Origin of the sequence: Mucilaginibacter aquatilis, assembly GCF_009755275.1 — a bacterium.
GTDB classification, from domain to species: domain Bacteria; phylum Bacteroidota; class Bacteroidia; order Sphingobacteriales; family Sphingobacteriaceae; genus Mucilaginibacter; species Mucilaginibacter aquatilis.
In genome coordinates, this window is record NZ_WQLA01000002.1 from 519,344 (window position 1) to 540,493 (window position 21,150).

Here is a 21,150-nt window from a genome sequence, read left to right on the forward strand (position 1 = left end):
TCAATTGTTTATTTTTCGAACCTTTCAGCAAGTTCGTTCATTGTAAAAGTGCTGATTACCGGTTTGCCGTTTAATGCCGAATTAGGCATCTGGCAAGCAAACAGCTGATCAATCAGCAGGTTCATTTCTTCTAAAGTTAAACGCACACCGGCTTTGGTAGCTGCGTTGCGGGCCAGCGTACGTGCCAGGTTGTCGCGCTTATCTAACTTCAATATAGCCATGTTGTTTTTAAACCCTTCAAGCAAGTGCTCAAGTAATTGATGTTCGCTTGATTGGTTAACGTCAGCAGGTACGCCGTCAACAACAACGGTGTTTTTGCCAAATTCGCGTATATCAAAGCCAAGGGCCTTAATGTCAGGTAATAGCTCCATGAGTAAAGCAAAGTCGCTGCCGTTGAGAGTAACACTTTGCGGAAACAGGCTTTGCTGGCTGGTGCCCGAATGGTTTTGCAATTGCTGCAAAAAGCGCTCGTATAAAATACGCTCGTGAGCGGCCTGCTGATTAATGAGCATAAAGCCCGATTTTATTTGCGAAAGGATATACCGGTTATGTATCTGAAATAACTGGCGCTCACTGTTTTTACTTACTGCCTGGTTGTTTACCTCAAAACTGGCATCGGGCAATATTTCCTGCTGTGCCTGTTCAGTTGGTTGTTTGCTTATTTCATAAAGCGTTTCCCAGTTATTGGGCATACCTCCCCTGTAGGGGTTGTTTGATGATTGGTAGCTGCTTTCGCGTGGCGACGGCGTTGCCTTTGCAGGGGTATCAAAAGGATTAAAGTTAGGATTAAAGGTAATGCCCGGCGGAGTTATTTGCTCCAGTGGTTTGGCCGTTATTAGGTGCTCAATACTGTTCTCCTGGTCAAAATCCAAACTAGGCGTTATATTATAGCGGCCTAATGACCGTTTAACCGCCGACCGGATGATGGCGTATATAGCTTTTTCATCCTGGTACTTAATTTCGGTTTTGGTAGGATGAACATTGATATCAATCTTAGCCGGATCAATATCAATAAATAATACGTAGAACGGATAGGTATCTTCGGGTAATAATTCTTCAAAGGCAGTCATTACCGCATGGTTGAGGTAATTGTCTTTAATGAAACGGTTATTTACAAAAAAGAACTGTTCGCCACGGGTGCGTTTTGCAAATTCGGGCTTGCCTACAAAACCTCGCAGGTTAATAATGGTAGTATCTTCTTCAACAGGTACAAGGCGCTGGTTATAGTTATTGCCAAACAGGTGTACAATGCGCTGTTTCAACTGTGAGGCCGGTAAGTGGTAAACCTCCTGCCCGTCATGGTGCATGGTGAAAAATATTTGCGGGTGCGCCAGTGCTACGCGCTGAAATTCATCAATAATATGGCGCAGCTCAACCGGGTTGCTCTTTAAAAAGTTACGGCGTGCGGGTGTATTATAAAATAGGTTTTTAATTGATGTTGACGTACCAGCACCGGTTGCACAGGGTTCCTGGCTTATTACTTCTGAGCCTTCAATTATAATGCAGTTGCCCAATTCATCTTCATGGCGGCGGGTTTTGGTTTCAACCTGTGCAATGGCAGCAATTGAGGCCATGGCTTCGCCCCTGAAACCCATGGTGCGTATGGCAAATAAGTCTTCGGCCTTGCGTATTTTTGAAGTGGCGTGGCGCTCAAAACACATGCGCGCATCAGTGGCACTCATGCCGCAACCATTATCAATTACTTGTATAAGCGCTTTGCCTGCATCTTTTAAAATTAGCTGTATTTTGTCGGCACCCGAGTCTATTGCGTTCTCCACCAGCTCTTTCACTGCCGACGCCGGGCGCTGCACTACCTCACCTGCTGCAATCTGGTTGGCTACCGAATCGGGTAAAAGCTGTATTATATCTGACATCAAAAAAATCCCTTCAATTTCAATCGGCTAAATTAAATATTTGATGGCATAACTTTACCTTTGAAACGTTGTATATAATAAAACTACTGCCCCTTCGGTGTCCTTTAACGTAGAAGATTGTTGATACATGGCATAGGCTTCCCGCTTCAGGGGAAGGGTTAAGGAGGGGCTAAATCAATACATATGAATAGAAAGCTGGCTCTGCTTTTACTGCTGCCTTTGGGTATGGCCTGTAAGCAGCAAAAGAAAGATTATAATGCCGATATGCTGGTTAAAAACGCAACGGTTTATACTGTTGACAGTGTATTTACAACCACCGAAGCTTTTGTTGTAAATGCCGGCAAAATTGTTGCAGTTGGCAAGGCCGATAGTTTAGAGAAAATTTACCTGGCACGTGAAGTCGTTGATGCAGGCGGTAAAGCAGTATATCCGGGTTTTATTGATGCTCATACTCACTTTTACCGTTATGGTATGAGTTTGAACGAAGTTCACCTTGAGGGAACCAAAAGCTGGGATGAGGTTTTAGACTCGGTTCAAACTTATGCGGGTCGTAATGCTGATGGCTGGATTATTGGCCGCGGCTGGGACCAGAATGATTGGCAGTTAAAGCAATTTCCTAATAAAGCAAAACTCGATTCATTATACCCTGTACGCCCTGTTGTTTTGAGCAGGGTAGATGGCCATGCCGCCATTGCCAACCAGGCTGCGCTAAATATAGCAGGCATTAAGCCCGGACAAAAAATTGATGGCGGAACCGTAGAGACGGTGGATAATAAGCTTACCGGAATTTTGATTGATAACGCGGTGGCTTTGGTTACCCGCAAAATACCCGATCCGGTTGAGGCACAAGTGCAGGCTGCTTTGCTTGATGCGCAACGTAATTGCTTTGCCGTTGGTTTAACCACTGTAGATGATTGCGGGCTTGATTACCCCATGGTAAACGTTATTGCTGAGTTGCAACATAAAAAAGCGTTGAAAATGCGCATGTATGTGATGTTGTCTGACAATGAAGCAAATATTAATTACCTGTTTAAAAGAGGCGTTTACAAAACACCCGCACTTAATGTACGCTCATTTAAGGTATATGCTGATGGTGCACTTGGATCGCGCGGTGCGTGCTTACTGCACGATTACAGCGATCGTAAAGGCTGGAAAGGCTTTTTGCTGAGCAATCAAAAACACTTTGAAGATGTTGCCGGGCGTATAGCGGCCAAAGGTTTTCAAATGTGTACGCATGCCATAGGCGATTCGGCTAATCGTACTATATTAAAAATATACGCCGGGGCTTTAAAAGGTAAAAATGATCGTCGTTGGCGTGTGGAACATGCCCAGGTCATTGATCCTGATGATTTTAAATACTTTGCCGAAAATAATATTGTACCATCTGTACAGCCAACGCATGCTACATCAGATATGGGATGGGCCGGTGAGCGCCTTGGACAGCAACGTTTAAAAGGTGCTTATGCATATAAGCAATTATTGCAACAAAACGGATGGATTCCGCTTGGGACTGATTTTCCGGTAGAAAATATCAATCCGCTTCTAACGTTTTATTCAGCAACCGAGCGCAAGGATTTAAAAGGTTTACCTGCGCAAGGGTTTCAAAAAGAAAATGCGTTGAACCGTATAGAAGCATTGCGTGGCATGACCATATGGGCAGCAAAATCAAATTTTGAAGAAACCGAAAAGGGAAGCATAGAGGTGGGCAAGTACGCAGATTTTGTAATACTCGATAAAGACATTATGAAAGCAAAAGGGCCCGACCTGCCAAATATTAAAGTGTTAAAAACTTACGTGAACGGCGAGAAAGTGTATGAGAAAAAATAAGTTAGGTTTTATTGCGGCCTTTTTTTGTGGTTTTGTATTGCTGAACACTGCATGTGCGCAGGTTCCGCCCGTGCAGCCAATGCTTGTAGGTGCAGCTTATTTAAGTGAAGAAAATCTTTCTGCCCAATCAACGGTGTTGCTTAATAATGAGCAAGGTGCAATTCCATTGAAGGATTTAGATAGGTCTGCCATTGCAAGTGTGCGCTTTAATCATGAGTATGCCACCTCTTTTGATAGCCTGCTTAACAAGTATACGCTCATTAAGCCGTTTAACGGGCTTACTTACTTAACCGTAGGCAAATTAACCGATGATTTAAAGCTTTTCAACACAGTTATTCTACAGGTTACTGATCGTGATTTAAATAACCCGCGTTTGCTGGAGTTTATTGCAATGAACGATAAGCTTAAAAAAGTTGTGATAGCTTATTTTGGCAGCGGGCTTATGCTTGATAAGCTTAATTCTGTTACTACACCGGTTTTATGGTGTTCGCGTATATCGCCCGTTGCAGCTGCGTTTACTGCCCAGGCAATATTTGGAGGTGTAGCAATTACGCAAAAGATGCAAAAAACAATGTCGTCCAGGTATGTTGCAGGCTCGGGGTTTGTTACCGTTAAAACACGTTTGCAATATACCGTACCCGAGGCTGTGGGTATTAAAACAGAAAACCTTTTACCTATTGATAACATTGCCCGCGAGGCTATCAGTGATCGGGCAACGCCGGGTTTTGTGGTACTGGTTGCTAAAGACGGAAAGGTGATTTTAAATAAGGCTTACGGATATCATGTGTATGATAACACTCAGCCCGATAAGATTACCGACATATTTGACCTTGCATCGGTAACCAAAATTTCGGCCACTACTATGGAAGTTATGCAGTTGGTGGAGCAGGGCAAATTAAACCTCGACTCTACCGTAAGCTCATATGTTGCTTTGGCGCGTAATACCAATAAAAAGAATATCAGCGTACGCGAGTTAATGCTGCATCAGGCAGGGTTAATACCTTATATACCCTTTTATGAGCGTATAAAGCCAACCGACCATAGTTCCGACTCATCTGCCGCTTACCCTACAAAGGTTACTGATGGGTACTATATGCGTAAAGATTATTTTAAGGATGTAATGTGGCCGCAAATGCTCAATACAGCATTACGCACCCGTGGCAAGTACGTGTACAGCGACTTGAGCATGTACTTTATGAAGGAAATTGTAGAAACAGTTACTGCCACTCCGCTTAACGAGTATGTGCAAACTCATTTCTATAACCCGCTGGGTATGCAAACTGCAGGCTTTTTGCCACGTAACCGCTTTGCTAAAGAACAAATGGTACCTACCGAGAACGATACTTATTTCAGGCACAATCTTTTAACCGGTTATGTCCATGATCAGGGTGCGGCAATGGTTGGGGGAGTATCTGGCCATGCCGGTTTATTTGCTTCGGCAAATGATATGGCCATTTTATTCCAAATGGTGCTTAACGGCGGCAGTTACGGAGGTGCTCAGTACTTTAAACCCGAAACGGTAGCACAATTTACGGCCAGGCAATCAAATGTAAGTCGCCGGGGGCTGGGTTTTGACCGTTGGGACCCTGAGGTAAGCAAGCATTATCCTTCAAATTATGCTTCTTCAGAAACATACGGACATACCGGCTATACCGGTACATGTGTTTGGGTTGATCCTAAGTCGGGTTTGGTATATGTGTTTTTGTCAAACAGGGTATATCCTAAAGACTCACAGCTGTTAAGCAGTCGCCGTATAAGGCCCCGCATTATGGATGTGGTTTATGAAGCCATACAAAAGGGAATGCAGTAATGCATCAAGCGTTGATGATTGTGCCTGTTGCATACCTGTCAAATATCCTTTGCTCAAGGCTATCGCATAAACCAATGCATAAAACCGCAGTTGCTGCATACAAAACACATGGCTGTACTATCTGTCCATTCTACATTAAAGAATGTACGGGTCGGTGAGTGCAATTGCTCGCGGCGGGTATAAAAAGTGGTGTTTTTACAAAAAGTGCAAACTAGTTGCCTGTTATCAATCTCGTATGATTTAGGTTCTTCAGCAGAAAATAAGCCCATGGTTTTTTGGTTTAAGTGTGTAAAGTAAATATAGATGTTTGGCGTTGTATTATTGTGCTTTGTATAACAATTGTAAGGCTGTGTAAAGTTTACATATACATAACACATTTGCCATAAATAGCTGTTAAACTTGCGGGCATGAAATCAAACTATATTATCGGGTACCAGGTGGTTGAGAGGTATGGTTTGGCTTCATTTCAACGCTTAATCAAAACATCTTCATGAAAATTGGCATAGTTTGCTATCCAACCTTTGGCGGTAGCGGTGTTGTGGCAACTGAACTGGGCAAAGCCCTGGCCGACCGCGGTCATCAGGTGCACTTTGTTACCTATAACCAGCCGGTAAGGCTCGATTTTTTCTCTGAGAATTTATTTTACCACGAGGTTGCTGTAAGCAAGTACCCGCTGTTTGAGTATCCGCCTTATGAACTGGCGCTGGCCAGCCGTTTGGTTGATGTGGTACGATTTGAAAAGTTGGACGTTTTGCACGTGCATTACGCTATCCCGCATGCATCCGCAGCTTTTATGGCCAAGCAAATATTGGCAACTTACGGCATTCATATACCGGTAATAACCACTTTGCATGGCACTGATATTACGCTGGTGGGTAATGATCGTACCTATAAGCCAGTAGTAACATTTTCCATTAACCAAAGCGATGGCGTAACATCCGTATCAGAGCACCTTAAGCAGGATACTTACAAGTTTTTTGAAATAGAAAAGGATATTAAGGTAATAACTAACTTTATTGACCTGAGCCGTTTTAGTCATTCTCCTAAAGAGCACTTTAAGAAAGCAATAGCGCCTGAAGGCGAGAAAATACTGGTACATACGTCCAATTTCCGCAGGGTTAAACGTACGCCTGATGTAATTCGCATTTTTGCACAGGTGAATGCACAAATACCATCGAAGTTGTTAATGGTGGGCGATGGGCAAGACCGCCCCGAATGTGAGGAGCTTGCACGTGAACTTGGCGTAAGTCAAAACGTGCGGTTTTTGGGTAAGCAGGATGCTGTTGAAGAAATTATGTCGGTATCTGACTTATTCCTGATGCCATCACAATCAGAAAGTTTTGGTTTAGCTGCGCTGGAAGCTATGGCTTGCCGTGTACCGGTTATCAGTAGTAATGCCGGTGGCCTGCCCGAATTAAATGAAGAAGGCGTAACCGGCTACCTGCGTGATGTGGGCGATGTTGACGGTATGGCCGAGCGGGCTGTTTACATGCTGCAAGATGAGGCCCGACTTGCCGAGTTTAAAGAAAATGCACTGCAACATGCACGCAAGTTTGATTTGGCTAACATTTTACCCGAATACGAAAACTTTTATATGGAAGTAATTGAAAGCAGTAAGCGCTTTTAATTAAACCGTTTTGCCTTTAAAGCGTCTGTTGGTAATAAAGCTCAGGGCCGGTAAAAACAAGGTTGCCGGTTGTGTGTATTATTATACGTTCAAATAAACACTACAATGAAAAAGATACTTCAAATTGTTTTAACAGCCGTGGTAATAGGTTTTGCTGTAACGGCTTGTTCAACCCAAAACGCTGCAACCGGCGTTCAAAATGTTGGCCGTGGTAAATTTACCGGCACTTGGGTAGTAAATAACGTAAGTTATGAAGGTTTGGTTGAAAACGCAGTTTCAAGCGCGTTTGACGAAGCAAAGCCATCGGCTTTTGTGGGCAGTACCTGGAAACTTACCAATAGCGGTAATGGTATTTATACCTTAACCAGCGGCGTGTCACAAACCATTTTTTGGTCAATTAACAACAATGGGCCAAGCGGACAAATGTTTCAGTTTAAAAAGATATTTGAAGGTGATAAAGCCAAAAATGTGCAGCAAGGTTACCAGTTAATGGTTAGCAGCAACGATGGTAACAGCATGGTGCTTAAAACACCTGTAGCCATTGGTAACAGCACCGGTTATGTGGTGTATAGCTTTAATAAGCAGTAAGATAGTTTTTTTTCTTTTAATAAGGAAACGCCGGTTAGTTATAGCCGGCGTTTTTTGTTTGTGTCTTGAACTAGAACAGTTCAGATTGAAAATTATGAAATGGCTTCATAACTTACTCTATCGAAGCAAATTTTAAACAACTCGGGCTATCCACCTCAATTTTATTAGCTGTTTGAGTGATCTGACCAGTAGCGCGGTTAATTTTAAATACCACCACGTTATTGCTGTTCTTATTAGCTACCAGCAAAAAGTTGCCTGTAGGGTCAATCACAAAGTTGCGTGGATGGTTGCCGCCGGTGTTGTGACGTTCTACAAAGCTAAGCATGCCGTTATCCTGGTTAATACGGTACACTACAATTTCGTTAGCTGTACCACGGTTGCTGGTGTAAAGAAACAGGCCGTCGGGCGAAACGTGGATGTCGGCACCTCCGGGTTCTTTAGTTGAGCCATCTTCCATCATACTTACTTTTTGCAGCATTTTTGGTTTGCCACCGTTGTACTCGTAAGTAAATACATGGGCGCCCATTTCGGTAATAACGTACATGTATTTACGGTTGGCGCTGAAATCAATATGGCGCGGACCATCGCCGCCTGTTACGCTTACCGAGGTTGGTTCGCTTAACGGTTGTGGTTGCGACGCTTTGTATTTATAAACATGAATTTTATCGCTGCCCAGATTGGTGTATAACAAATGCTTCTCATCGGGCGATAGTACTGCAGTGTGCACGTGGGGTTTTTCCTGGCGTTTTTTATCCGGACCAAGATCATTCGATGGGTCTTGTATAATTTGAGAGGCTGAACCTAATGATCCATCAGCAGCAACCGGGTAAACATATAGGCTTCCACCTGCGTAATTAGCCGAAAATACGTGCTTCTGATCCTTATCAATGGATATGTAGCATGGACCCGCACCTGATACCTGTTTATTAATTAAATTTAACGTGCCTACCTTGGGGTCGAAAGTAAAAGAGCTTACACTGCCTTTGCGGTCGTCGCCAATTTCATTTACTGCATAAACAAACTTCCTGTCGTTTGAAACGCAAATGTATGATGGATTATCAACACCCTGACCAGTACGGCTTAAATACGCTACGCGACCGGTTTCTGTGTAAAACCGATAAACGTAAATGCCTTCGCTATTGGTTCCGGTGGTGTATGTGCCAATAAGTAAGTCTAATATTTTAGGTCCTTTGTTTTTGCTTTGTGCACTAAGTAAACCTGGTAGTAAGCACAAAATTAGTAGTAGTTTTTTCATAATGAAAACGCTTTAATTATTTGCAAGGTAGCAAATTCTTAGTTGCGGTATCATCTGCATACAAGTGCTATTTAGGTTATCCCTCAGCCTTGCTAAAGCACCGCGTTAATAGCTTGGGTTGTAAACATTTGATAATCAAATACAATTATTTTGTAACAAAAATGTTATATGTAGTGTTACTAACCTTAGATTATGAGAAAGCCGGAGTTGTGTTGTTCGAAGTGTAAGCGCCCATATCATTACAAAAAAAATACGCCACTTATATTTAAGTGGCTGGAAGATATTATTCCGGTAAAAATCTTTTTTTGTGCCTGTTGTGTCAAAAGTCGCTATCACATCATATCACGTAAGGAACTTAGTAAATACTGGATTTGAGCTTAGGCTACAGGTGAAAACTTTAAACAGCTTGGGCTGCTTATTAAAGTTTGTACTCCAGTAGATGTAAGTTCACCTGTTTCACCATTAATTTTAAAAACTACCACATTATTGCTTTTTTGATTAGCAGATAATAGAAAGCCTCCAGTAGGATCGATGGCAAGGTTACGGGGTTCTTTGCCTCCGCTGTCGTGCCGTTGTACAAAAGTCAGCAAACCGCTTGCAAAGTCTCTTTCAAAAACGATAATTTCATTTGCATCTCCCCGGTTACTGGCATAAACAAAACGACCATTAGGGCACATTCTGATATCGCCACCGCTAATTTCCCCATCAAAGCCATTAGGTAACATGCTTATTTTTTGAATTTGTTCAAGCGTACCGTTGTCATATTTGAATGCGGTAACGTTGCCGCTCATTTCATTTACCAGGTAAAGGTTTTTATTGTCAGGACTAAAAACTACATGCCTGGGGCCTTCTCCTGGCTCCGCTTTAGCAAGTGGTGCTGATACAGGAACTAATACATCATTATCACTATGTGGGATGTAGTTACGGATGTTTACACTATCGGCACCCAAATCGGTATATACTAAGTGGTTTTCATCGGCCGATAGTAGCGCAATGTGAACATGTGATTTATCCTGGCGTTCATGATTAGGGCCTGAGCCATTTTCCTGTATTATTTGTTTCACCGGTGCAAGTGAACCATCTTCATTTATAGGAAAAACATATACACTGCCTCCTTCATAGTTTGCAACAAACAAATGTTTATGTGCCCGGTCTATGGTAACGTGGCAGGGACCAGGGCCGGTATGCTGTGTATTAAGCAGGTGTAAAGTACCATCACTAGCATCGAAAGAAAATGCACTAACGTAGCCGCTGCTTTCTACTCCAACCTCGTTAACAGTATAAATAAAGCGATTGTTAGCTGCTACACAAAGGTAAGTTGGGTTTTCAACCGGTACAGCGGTTTTATTCAAAAACGATAGCTTTCCGCTTTCTGCATCAAACCTGTAAACATATAGTCCCTCGGTACCGTCTTCAGTGTACGAACCTATAATTAAATTGAAAACCAGATTCTTCATATAGCTATAAGTTGTATATGTTTAACACTATAGCAGGCTTTGGGTTTTCATAAAAGTTAAAAAGGGAAACTCCCTAATGGAAATTTCCCCTTTTAATTGTTGCTGTAAGTTATGCAGACAGTATATTATTAAGCTTTAACCAGATGCTTTAGTTGAATTATTTCTTTTTCTTCCAGGAATCTCCAGCGTCCGCGTGGTAAGTCTTTTTTGGTAAGGTTTGCATAAATGGTGCGGTCAAGCTTTACCACTTCATAACCCAGGTGTTCGAAAATACGACGAACAATGCGGTTTTTGCCGCTATGTATTTGTATACCAACCTCGCGTTTGGTTCCACCTTGTACATAGCTTACCATATCTGGTTTAATAAAGCCATCTTCCAGCTCTAAACCATACTCAATCTTATTAAGGTCGCCCTGTGTTAAACTCTTGTTAAGTTCAACCTGGTATATTTTAGTAATGCTATTGCGTGGGTGCGAAAGCTTGTCGGCCAGTTCGCCATCATTAGTCATTAGTATTAAGCCGGTTGTGTTGCGGTCAAGCCTGCCTACAGGGTAAATGCGCTCTTTGCTTGCCTTGTCAACCAAATGCATAACAGTGCGGCGCTCCTGTGGGTCATCGGTAGTGGTAATGTAATCCTTAGGTTTGTTAAGTAATACATAAACCATTTTCTCGCGCTTCAGGGTTTCACCGTTATAACGTATTACATCTTTTGATGGATCAACCTTATGGCCTAACTCTGATATTACCTCGCCGTTAACCGATACCACACCTGCAGCAATCAATTCATCGGCTTTACGGCGCGAACAAATACCTGCGTTTGATATATAGCGGTTAAGACGTATTAAATGACTGTCGTCATTTTCTGAAGCTTTTTTGTTGCGGCCCCTTAAGTTTGTTTTAGGGCGGTCTTCATTAAATTCTTCAGGATTTTTGCGGTAACCTGATGATCTTTCTCCTGTTTGTTCCCGGCGCTCACGAAAAGGCTTGTTACGCTCATCATTGCCGGTTTTACGGAAGTCTGAAGATCTTTCGCCTGATTGTTCGCGGCGTTCGCGGAATGGTTTGTTACGGTTATCATCACCCGCTGGTTTATCGGCCCAGGTGCGGCTACTGCCTATAGCACGGCTAAATTTCTTTTCGCCACCTTCGCGTTGCTCACCTGTGCGTGATTTAAAGTTGCTTCTGTCGCCAGCTTTAAAATCACCGCCTGTGTTTTTTCTAAATGGCCTGTCGGTGCTGCTGCCACGGCTTTCGTTGGTGCGCTTAAACGGACGGTCGGCGCCTGTGCTTTCGCCACGGTTGCTGCGGTCGCTAAACGGTTTCTTTCCGGCTGTCGAGCCAAAGCTCCTTTTTGGCCTGTCATCTGCGTTAAAACCACCTGATGATGTTTTGCGTCCTGCTGTAAACGGTTTTTTGTCGCCATCGGTACCGAACCTTTTTTTAGGTGCGCCATCGTCTGACTTTTTAAAACCTGAATTAGCATTACGTGTACGCGGTGAAGAGCTGTTTCGTGGTTCGTGGCCACTGCCGCCGGTGCGCCTGCCGGCTGATTTGTTGGACTTGTCGTCGCGACTGTTCCCTGGTTTTTTGAATACCATATTTTTTTGTTAAAGCTTTAAAAGCGGGGAGCAAAGGTACGAAAAATTGCCTTATTGCAAAAAAAGTTTCCACACGCGAAATCGGCGTTTAAACACTCTTAAACCCATTGTTTTAACATTTTTTCCACATCGCTCAAAACACTAAGCAGGCCTAAGTGTTTGATTGTGTGATATGTTTTATACCTTTGCGCCACACATCTACCTGTGTATTGTTGAACTAAATTAAATTGAATGATTAAAAATCACCTCATTACGTGCTCCGTAATATGTGTGCTGTTTATCATTTCAAGACTCTTTGTTTTCAGTGTTGATCACAAAGAAGAATTGAAAAGCAGTCCTGTTCTTTTTAACGTTTTTGAAAACAAAAAAGTTGAAGAGAAACCAAATTTAAACTTTGCCGACGAGAAAGTGCCGGTGAAGAACGTTAAAGTAAAACGCAAGATCAGCTACTCCATTTGGAAACATAGCCGATACACCTCTCAAGCCAAACAACTGCAGGCTCAGGCTGCAAAATGGTTTCCGATGATTGTACCCATTTTGCAGGTTTATGGTATCCCCGAAGATTTTAAATATATTCCTTTACTGGAATCGGGTTTTCAAAAACATGTGCGTTCGCCGCGTGGCGCAGCGGGTATATGGCAATTTATGCCTGGTACCGCACGCCAGTACGGCCTTAAGGTTGGGCATGGCAAAGATGAACGCCTTAACAACCGCAAAGCTACTATAGCCGCATGTAAGTATATTAAAGACTTGTATGATGAAATGGGTAGCTGGACGCTGGCTGCAGCGGCTTACAACGCCGGGTCGCCGCGTATGCACAAGGCAATTAACCGCAAAAACGGCGGCAACTATTTTTTTATGCACCTTAACCGGGAAACAGGTATGTACGTTTACAAGCTTGTAGCCATGAAAGAGGTTATGGATAAAGAAATAGAGGAAAACTATGGCCCTATGATGGCTAATATAGTACCTGCCGACACATTGTCATTAAACTAAAATATTTAGTAATTACGGAGCAAGCGAGGCCTGTATGCATTGTGCATGCAGGCCTTTTTCAGTATATTTGCGGCTCGTTTTTAGATAATTATACACGGCCAAAAAACTTAGCGGCTGTTTACAAGTTACATACTTGTTGTTTAAAAAAATTATGGCTGAAAAAACAATTGACCTGGGCGAACAAAGTGAAGTAGAGGTATACGGGGCCCGGGTGCATAATCTTAAAAATATTGATGTTTCATTTCCGCGTAACCAGCTGGTGGTGGTAACAGGGTTGAGCGGCAGCGGTAAATCGTCGTTGGCGTTTGATACCATTTACGCTGAAGGGCAGCGCCGTTACATGGAAACTTTTTCGGCCTATTCGCGCCAGTTTATGGGCGGCATGGAGCGTCCCGATGTTGATAAGGTGTCAGGCTTGAGTCCGGTTATTGCCATTGAGCAAAAAACAACCAGTAAAAACCCACGCTCAACAGTAGGTACCATTACCGAGATATATGATTTTATGCGCTTGCTATATGCCCGTGCCGGTGAGGCATACTCTTATGTAAGCGGGCAAAAAATGGAGCGTATGAGCGAAGATCAGATTATGCGCACCATTGCCGAAAAGTTTGACGGGCAGCCGTTAAATATTTTGGCACCGGTGGTAAAAGGCCGTAAGGGTCATTACCGCGAATTATTTGAGCAAATACGCAAGCAAGGCTACCTAAAGGTATATGTTGATGGCAACATTATGGATGTTGAGCCAAAAATGCAGGTAGACCGTTATAAAATTCATGATATTGATATTGTAGTTGACCGTTTGACGGTTAGCGAAAAAGATAGCAAGCGTTTACATACTTCAGTACAATCGGCACTTAAGACGGCCAAAGGCATCATACGCATTGCCGATAAGGACAACAATGTATCTTATTTCAGTAAGTTTTTGATGGATCCGGTTTCGGGTATTTCTTATGACGAGCCGCAGCCTAATACATTTTCATTTAACTCGCCTTATGGCGCTTGTGATAAGTGTGATGGTTTAGGTTATATTTTTGTTGTAGATGAGTCATCAGTTATACCAAACCCAAAGCTGAGTATTGTTAACGGCGGTTTGGCGCCGCTTGGCGAGTACCGCGAAACGTGGGTTTTCCAGGTGTTGAAAGCTCTGGGCAAAAAGTATGATTTCTCTTTATCAGTGCCTATTGAGAAAATCCCCCGCGAAAAGCTGGACATTATATTAAACGGTTCGCAGGAAATTATTTCTGTTGCTGTTGAGTACAATAAATGGAACGTCCAAAATTACCAGGTTACATTTGATGGTATCATCCGTATGCTTGAAGAGCAGCAGGAGCGCAAAAACGAGGATGTATCAGACGATTTGGAAGCTTACCGCACCTTAAAGGTTTGTCCTGTTTGCGAAGGTGCCAGACTCAAAAAGGAGTCGTTACATTTTAAGGTTAGCGAAAAAAATATTTTTGAGCTGGCTACAATGGATATACGAACCCTGCAAGATTGGTTTGTAGGTATTGAAGACAGGCTTACCGAGCGTCAAAACGTTATAGCACGAGAGATACTTAAAGAAATACGGGCACGCATTGGCTTTTTGCTTGATGTAGGCTTGAGCTACTTAACACTTGACCGTACGGCGCGTACCCTATCGGGCGGTGAAGCGCAGCGCATACGTTTGGCTACGCAAATTGGCTCGCAGCTAATGAACGTAATGTACATTTTAGATGAGCCAAGCATAGGTCTGCACCAGCGCGATAATGATCGCCTCATTAACGCACTAAAAAACCTGCGAGATTTAGGTAATACCGTGCTGGTAGTAGAGCATGATAAGGATATGATACTCGAAGCCGACTACGTTATTGACATGGGACCTGCCGCTGGCGTTCATGGTGGTACTGTTGTGGCCGAAGGTACACCTCAGCAGTTGATGGCTATGCACACGCTTACTACATCATATATTAATGGTGAGCGCGAAATTGCCATTCCTAAAGAACGCCGTAAGGGCAATGGTAAATCTGTAACGCTTAAAAAAGCTACAGGGCATAATCTTAAAAAGGTAACGGTAGAGTTTCCGTTGGGTAAACTTATAGGTATAACAGGCGTATCAGGTAGTGGTAAATCAAGTTTAATTACCGAAACGCTGTACCCTATTTTAAATCATCATTTTTTTAGGGCTAAAAAGCAACCGCTGCCTTATGACAAAATTGAAGGGCTGGAGAATATTGATAAGGTTATTGAAATAGACCAAACGCCAATTGGTCGTACGCCACGCTCAAATCCGGCTACTTATACCGGTGTATTCTCTGATATCCGGGCATTATATGTACAACTGCCCGAATCAAAAATACGTGGTTACAAACCTGGGCGTTTCTCGTTCAACGTAAAGGGTGGCCGTTGCGAAACCTGTCAGGGTGCAGGACAAAAGGTTATTGAAATGAACTTTTTGCCCGACGTGCAGGTGCCTTGCGAGGAATGTGGCGGTAAGCGTTACAACCGCGAAACTTTGGAAGTGCGCTATCGTGGCAAATCCATCAGTGATGTATTGGATATGAGTATTGAAGATGCTACGGTATTTTTTGAGCATATTCCGGCCATCTATCGTAAGGTGAAAACATTAAATGATGTTGGTTTGGGCTACATTACCTTAGGGCAGTCATCCTTAACATTATCAGGCGGTGAAGCACAGCGTGTAAAGTTGTCAACCGAGTTATCTAAAAAAGATACCGGAAACACATTTTATATTCTTGATGAGCCCACCACAGGTTTGCACTTTGAAGATATTAACGTACTGTTAGGCGTATTGCAGCAATTGGTTGATAAAGGCAATACCGTGCTGGTGATTGAACATAACCTTGATGTAATTAAAGTAGTGGACCATGTAATTGACCTTGGTCCGGAAGGTGGATCGGGAGGCGGACAAATTTTGTACAAAGGTACACCCGAAGGTTTGTGTAAAATAAAGGAAAGCTTTACCGGAAAGTTTTTGGCTAAGGAGATGGGCGTGAAAAGAGTATAGAATACAGCGTCGGGAATACAGACGTAAGAATTGATTATATTAAAGGGGCGCAATTTGTTGTGCCTCTTTTTTTGTTTAATTTGCTTATCACAGTTTTAAACTATGAAATATCTATACATCTGTTTTTTGTTACTAGCTTATTCTGCCAAAGCACAACAGACAACTTACACAGCATTAATTTCTAAAGCCGACTCCTTATATCAAGCTAAAGATTATAAAGCCTCGGCGTGGGCTTATTCTGCTGCTTTTAAAAGTAACAAGTGGCAAGGGCTTATAAATGATCGGTACAATGCTGCCTGCGCCTGGGCACTTGCCAATTATACTGATAGTGCGTTTACTAATTTACAGCGTGTAGTTTATGTAGGTGGCTACCATAACTACCAGCATATTACGCAAGTTACTGACTTAGCCTCTTTATATTCCGATAAACGTTGGCCAAAATTACTTAAGCGGGTAAAGTTAAATGAGCTAGAGGCTGAAAAAAAACTCAATAAACCTTTGGTAATAGAACTTACCGGTATTTATAACGATGATCAATCGTACCGTTTGAAACTGGATTCGGTAGGTAGGAAATACGCCGCAATTCTAAAGAAGTAAAGGAATTATGGTCCACCATCCAGCAAAAAGATTCAATTAATTTATCAAAAGTAAAAGCAATTTTAGATGATCGTGGTTGGCTTGGAGCTGATGTTATTGGCGATAAAGGCAATTTAACCTTGTTTTTAGTAATTCAGCATGCCGATATTAAAACGCAGGAAAAGTATCTTCCTTTGATGCGAGCAGCTGTTAAGGAAGGCAAGGCACACCCGGCAAACCTGGCTTTGCTTGAAGACCGACTTGCTATACGACAAGGTAAAAAGCAAATTTACGGTAGCCAAATTTCAATTGATAAAACAGGCAAAGCCACTATTGACGCTATTGATGATGAACCTAACGTAAACAAGCGTAGGGCTGCAGTTGGCTTGCAACCGCTGGAGAACTATGTTAAGCAATGGGAAATTGAGTACCATCTGCCAGCCAATTAGCACTGGTTGCAAACAAAAGCGCGTAACTCATCTTAACAAGTTATGCTACCATTACTTACTGCACAACAAATTCGCGAAGCCGATGCTTACACCATAGCTCATGAGCCCATAAGCTCCGTTAATTTAATGGAGCGCGCCTCTAAAGCTTTTGTAAGTTGGTTTGTAAATCATTTTCCCGATAAGCGTGACACCATATCAGTTTACTGTGGTACGGGAAATAATGGTGGAGATGGACTAGCTATTGCCCGTTTACTTTTTGAGCATGATTACAGGCGGATCAACGTAAAGATAGCACGTTATACGGCCAGGTCAACAGCAGATTTTGACGTTAACTTGCAAAGACTGCAAGCCATGCAAATCCCCTTAATTGAATTATCCGAATCAGAAACCTTACCACAAGAAAACGCTGATATACTTATTGATGCCTTGTTAGGAAGCGGGTTGAATAAACCGTTAGATGGTAGCTTTAGGGCTTTGGTTGATCACCTTAACAGTTTAAGCAAATGCGTTGTAGCAGTAGATGTTCCTACCGGATTTTATACTGATGGAGAAGTAGAGTTGGAGGGAGCAGCACTGAAATCCAATTTGGTGATCACCTTCCAACAGGCTAAAATAAACTTTCTGCTGCCTGAATCAGGTGCATACATTAACTGCTGGGAAGCGGTTAACATTGGACTGGATACCGAGTTTATAAGTTCGCTGCAATCGCCTTATCAAATGGTTGAGGATAAGGATATCCATGGCATATTAAAGCCGCGAACGAGGTTTAGCCATAAAGGCACTTTTGGGCATTCCTTGATTATTGCAGGACAGGCTAAAACAATGGGTGCTGCATTACTTTCCTCATCAGCGTGTGTGTATGCAGGGGCAGGGTTAACTACAGCGTGTGTACCAGAGGCTGGTTTAACCGCGCTCAATAGTTACCAGGCTGAAGTAATGGCCATTGTAAGAAACGAATACCAGTTGCCTGATTTGGAACTGGAAAAGTTTAAGGCAATTGCTATTGGACCGGGATTAGGCACAGGCGATGATGCTTTGGCTTTGCTGCAACACGTAATTACAGATTACCAAAAGCCATTAGTAATTGATGCAGACGGACTAAACTTGTTAGCCGGTAATACAATTCTGGTTAATCAGTTGCCCGCAAAAAGTATTATTACACCACACATGAAGGAGTTTGACCGCCTGTTTGGCCATCACACAAGTTGGTGGCAACGCTTACAAACCATGTGGCAAAAAGCAAGCGAACTTAATATTTACATCGTTTTAAAAAACAGCTACACCATCACCGGAACTCCTGAAGGACAACTATATTTTAATTCGAGCAGTAATGCCGCAATGGCGGTAGGAGGGATGGGCGATGTTTTGACGGGAGTTATAACGGCTTTGCTAGCACAAGGCTACAGCCCTTTAGAAGCTTGTTTAGCAGGAGTATACTTGCATGGCCGTGCCGGCGATGAGCTTGCACTTCCTGATAAATTAAATGTTGTATTGCCCGGTCAGGTTGCTGCACGTGTACCTGCAACAATGGCTAAGCTTACGCAAAAATAAAAGGGCTACATGTATTTGAATGTAACCCTTTCACTATTAACTGACCTTATAAAGAACAACAAATACTTTTTAAAAGTTATTCATAAGACGCGGTCAAATGTAAATAGTTACACAAAATTCACTCAAAATTTTATTTTATTTAGCAAGCTTAAAAAGCTACGTTTAGAATTAAATATTGGTTTATATAATTTATTTAAAATAAAATTCTATAAACTGGCCATTACAACCATTTGCTCCATAGTTGGGTTTGAGCTTCCTCCCCTTGGTTCAATTGTAACAGCAAAAGCTTGGGCAGTACTAACCGACTTCATAAGTTGCATATCAGCAGTATCAGTAAGAGCGCCATCAAACACACCAAGATCAACAGGTTTTTGATCTACAATTGCCCATAACTGGTATTGCTGATCTTTGCTGGTTTCCGGAAGTTTAACGCTTTTTAAATCAACCATTACCTTTTTACGTGTTGCACTCCAGGCAACAGTTAGTGCACTGTTAGGCGCTTTAGCTGTTCCCTTTAATTGAATAAGTTTGAAAGACGGATCGCGAAACACACTGATTTCATCCTGCATGAAGCTTACCTGATTGGCAAACTTTTGATTGCTTTGCGCTAAAGTGATCAACTGCTGCTGTGATTGACGTAAGCGGCTGTATAAAATTGCCGTAGCGGCAATGCTAGCGCATAATAAAAGCAAACTTGCTGCAAAACCATATTTGTAAAATACACTTACAGTTGGCTTGGCTGCAGATGAGGCATTCATTTTTCTTACAGTTGCTTCTTCACGCCTGTTTGTTACAGTCTTTAAATTTCTGTCGTCGGCAAAGTTGGTAAGCAAACTGTTTAAAACACGGTCGCGTAATACTGGGGAGGGTTCTGTTTGGTGAAGATCTGCGTAAAGGTAAGCCGCCTTTTCAATTTCCTGAAGTTCGGCTTTAACCAAGGGGTGTTTTTGAACCATAGCTTGTACCTGCAGCTTTTCTTCTGTGCTCAAATCGCCCAGAACATAAAGCTCCAAAATACCCGATTCTATATATTCCCTTGTCTCTTCCACTTTTAGTTAAAATGCTTACGTAATTGCTGTATTGCCATACGCAGGCGGGTTTTAATGGTTCCTAACGGCATACCAAGCTCATCAGCAGCCTCGGTATGTGTGTAACCTTTAAAATAAATCAAATCAAGTACTGATTTTTGCTCGGGTCTCAGCGTATTAATCAAATCCTTAACACCCAACAGCTCAGGCTTATAAACCGTGCTGTTGTTTTGATCAATATAACCTACGTTATTTTCGAGCTCCTGGTTTTTGAATTGATTGCGAAAATCTTTCGACCTTATTTTATCAATTGCAAGATTGCGTGCAATATTTACGATCCAGGTAAACAGCCTGCCTTTTTCGGCGCTGTAGCTGGCGGCAGAGTGCCAAATTTTAACAAAAGTTTCTTGTAAAACGTCTTCGGCGGTAGACGTGTCGTTAACAATGCGTACAATCACCCCATAAAGTGCTGCAGAATACATATCATACAATGCTTCAGCGCCTATTTTATCATGACGCTGAAGTGCTGAAACAAGTTCTTCTTCAGTAAGGGTAATTCTATGCTTTTTGGCCAAAGTGCAGTAAATATAAAATATTATACCACAACATTATAAATCAAACAAATGTTTTTCAGCATGGTAAGATGAGCGTACAAGTGGTCCGCTTTCTACATACTTAAAGCCCATTTGCAGGCCTACCTCTTTATAGTAGTTAAATTGCTCGGGTGTAACCCAATCAATTACCGGGTGGTGATTACGGGTTGGTTGAAGGTATTGGCCCAGTGTTAATATATGCACTCCCGCATTATATAAGTCTTGCATAGCTTCCAGCACATCTTCTTGCTGCTCGCCTAAACCAAGCATTATACCCGATTTTGTACGTAAGCCGGCAGCAGATATCTGGCTAAGACACTCCAAACTACGGTCATATTTGGCTTGTATACGCACTTCGCGGGTTAAACGGCGTACAGTTTCAAGATTGTGAGATACAACCTCGGGGCGTACCGCCAGTACACGTGCCAAATTATCCCAATTGCCTTTAAAGTCAGGCAAAAGCGTTTCTAAAGTAGTTTCAGGGCTCTCCCTGCGGATGGCATTAATGGTTTCGGCCCATATAATTGAACCTCCATCTTTAAGGTCATCTCTGTCTACCGATGTAATTACACAGTGTTTAACCTGCATAAGTTTAACCGATGTTGCTACACGGTTTGGCTCATCCATGTCAACCGCTAATGGACGGCCTGTTGCTACCGCGCAAAATGAACATGAGCGCGTACAAATATTGCCCAATATCATGAATGTTGCAGTACCGGCACCCCAGCACTCACCCATGTTAGGGCAGTTACCGCTTTCGCAAATGGTATGCAGCTTATGGGTATCAACCAAACTACGTACATGTGCATACTCTTTACCAACAGGCAGTTTAACCCTAAGCCAATCGGGCTTACGTTGTACCTGGTTGGCTGGAATTACCGGTAAATCAATCATAATAACAAAAGTAGGGATTTTAG

The 21,150-nt window shown here is 42.5% G+C and carries 17 protein-coding genes; 9 read left to right on the forward strand and 8 right to left on the reverse strand.

What is annotated here, in order from left to right; all coding sequences use genetic code 11:
• Nucleotides 1–8 precede the first annotated feature (8 nt).
• Entirely contained in the window at nt 9–1,874 is a 1,866-nt protein-coding gene (gene mutL / locus GO816_RS06750; RefSeq protein ID WP_157540589.1) for a DNA mismatch repair endonuclease MutL, read from the reverse strand.
• A gap of 183 nt (nt 1,875–2,057) precedes the next feature.
• On the opposite strand from mutL, the gene GO816_RS06755 reads away from it, so the two are divergent.
• Nucleotides 2,058–3,701, forward strand: a complete 1,644-nt coding sequence (locus GO816_RS06755) for an amidohydrolase (RefSeq protein ID WP_157540590.1) — start codon at nt 2,058–2,060, stop codon at nt 3,699–3,701.
• Nucleotides 3,688–5,511 (forward strand): serine hydrolase domain-containing protein, encoded by a 1,824-nt coding sequence (locus tag GO816_RS06760; protein WP_157540591.1) that lies wholly within the window; start codon nt 3,688–3,690, stop codon nt 5,509–5,511. The genes GO816_RS06755 and GO816_RS06760 overlap by 14 nt, the downstream gene beginning before the upstream one ends.
• A 59-nt stretch (nt 5,512–5,570) precedes the next feature.
• Here the strand turns inward: GO816_RS06760 and GO816_RS06765 are convergent, their stop codons facing one another.
• Entirely contained in the window at nt 5,571–5,780 is a 210-nt protein-coding gene (locus GO816_RS06765; protein WP_157540592.1) for a hypothetical protein, read from the reverse strand.
• A gap of 221 nt (nt 5,781–6,001) precedes the next feature.
• On the opposite strand from GO816_RS06765, the gene bshA reads away from it, so the two are divergent.
• Entirely contained in the window at nt 6,002–7,138 is a 1,137-nt protein-coding gene (gene bshA / locus GO816_RS06770; protein ID WP_157540593.1) for an N-acetyl-alpha-D-glucosaminyl L-malate synthase BshA, read from the forward strand.
• Nucleotides 7,139–7,243: 105 nt separating this feature from the next.
• Nucleotides 7,244–7,726, forward strand: a complete 483-nt coding sequence (locus GO816_RS06775) for a hypothetical protein (protein ID WP_157540594.1) — start codon at nt 7,244–7,246, stop codon at nt 7,724–7,726.
• 112 nt (nt 7,727–7,838) lie between these two features.
• Here the strand turns inward: GO816_RS06775 and GO816_RS06780 are convergent, their stop codons facing one another.
• The 3 genes from GO816_RS06780 to GO816_RS06790 form a co-directional block, all read right to left on the reverse strand.
• Entirely contained in the window at nt 7,839–8,981 is a 1,143-nt protein-coding gene (locus GO816_RS06780; protein ID WP_157540595.1) for a lactonase family protein, read from the reverse strand.
• A gap of 377 nt (nt 8,982–9,358) precedes the next feature.
• A complete protein-coding gene (locus GO816_RS06785) occupies nt 9,359–10,438 on the reverse strand; it encodes a lactonase family protein (RefSeq protein ID WP_157540596.1) in 1,080 nt (359 codons plus the stop codon).
• A 128-nt stretch (nt 10,439–10,566) separates the two neighbouring features.
• Nucleotides 10,567–12,036, reverse strand: a complete 1,470-nt coding sequence (locus GO816_RS06790) for a pseudouridine synthase (RefSeq protein WP_157540597.1) — start codon at nt 12,034–12,036, stop codon at nt 10,567–10,569.
• A 231-nt stretch (nt 12,037–12,267) separates the two neighbouring features.
• Between GO816_RS06790 and GO816_RS06795 the strand changes: the two genes are divergently transcribed.
• The 5 genes from GO816_RS06795 to GO816_RS06815 all read left to right on the forward strand — a co-directional run bounded on the left by GO816_RS06795 (nt 12,268) and on the right by GO816_RS06815 (nt 18,612).
• On the forward strand, nt 12,268–13,032 hold the full coding sequence (locus GO816_RS06795; protein WP_157540598.1) for a lytic transglycosylase domain-containing protein: 765 nt from the start codon (nt 12,268–12,270) through the stop codon (nt 13,030–13,032).
• A gap of 151 nt (nt 13,033–13,183) precedes the next feature.
• Nucleotides 13,184–16,036, forward strand: a complete 2,853-nt coding sequence (uvrA, locus tag GO816_RS06800; RefSeq protein ID WP_157540599.1) for an excinuclease ABC subunit UvrA — start codon at nt 13,184–13,186, stop codon at nt 16,034–16,036.
• Between the two features lie 102 nt (nt 16,037–16,138).
• Nucleotides 16,139–16,633 (forward strand): hypothetical protein, encoded by a 495-nt coding sequence (locus GO816_RS06805; RefSeq protein ID WP_157540600.1) that lies wholly within the window; start codon nt 16,139–16,141, stop codon nt 16,631–16,633.
• Nucleotides 16,609–17,061 (forward strand): DUF6624 domain-containing protein, encoded by a 453-nt coding sequence (locus GO816_RS06810; RefSeq protein WP_317163606.1) that lies wholly within the window; start codon nt 16,609–16,611, stop codon nt 17,059–17,061. Before GO816_RS06805 ends, GO816_RS06810 begins: the two co-directional genes overlap by 25 nt.
• A gap of 42 nt (nt 17,062–17,103) precedes the next feature.
• On the forward strand, nt 17,104–18,612 hold the full coding sequence (locus GO816_RS06815) for an NAD(P)H-hydrate dehydratase (RefSeq protein WP_157540602.1): 1,509 nt from the start codon (nt 17,104–17,106) through the stop codon (nt 18,610–18,612).
• Nucleotides 18,613–18,818: 206 nt separating this feature from the next.
• Here the strand turns inward: GO816_RS06815 and GO816_RS06820 are convergent, their stop codons facing one another.
• The 3 genes from GO816_RS06820 to lipA are packed head-to-tail and all read right to left on the reverse strand — an operon-like array spanning nt 18,819 to nt 21,127.
• Nucleotides 18,819–19,661 (reverse strand): anti-sigma factor, encoded by an 843-nt coding sequence (locus GO816_RS06820; RefSeq protein ID WP_157540603.1) that lies wholly within the window; start codon nt 19,659–19,661, stop codon nt 18,819–18,821.
• A gap of 2 nt (nt 19,662–19,663) precedes the next feature.
• Nucleotides 19,664–20,215 (reverse strand): RNA polymerase sigma factor, encoded by a 552-nt coding sequence (locus GO816_RS06825; RefSeq protein WP_157540604.1) that lies wholly within the window; start codon nt 20,213–20,215, stop codon nt 19,664–19,666.
• A gap of 33 nt (nt 20,216–20,248) precedes the next feature.
• The gene (gene lipA / locus GO816_RS06830) at nt 20,249–21,127 is read right to left on the reverse strand and encodes a lipoyl synthase (protein WP_157540605.1); all 879 of its coding nucleotides are present in this window, start codon (nt 21,125–21,127) and stop codon (nt 20,249–20,251) included.
• Nucleotides 21,128–21,150: the final 23 nt, after the last annotated feature.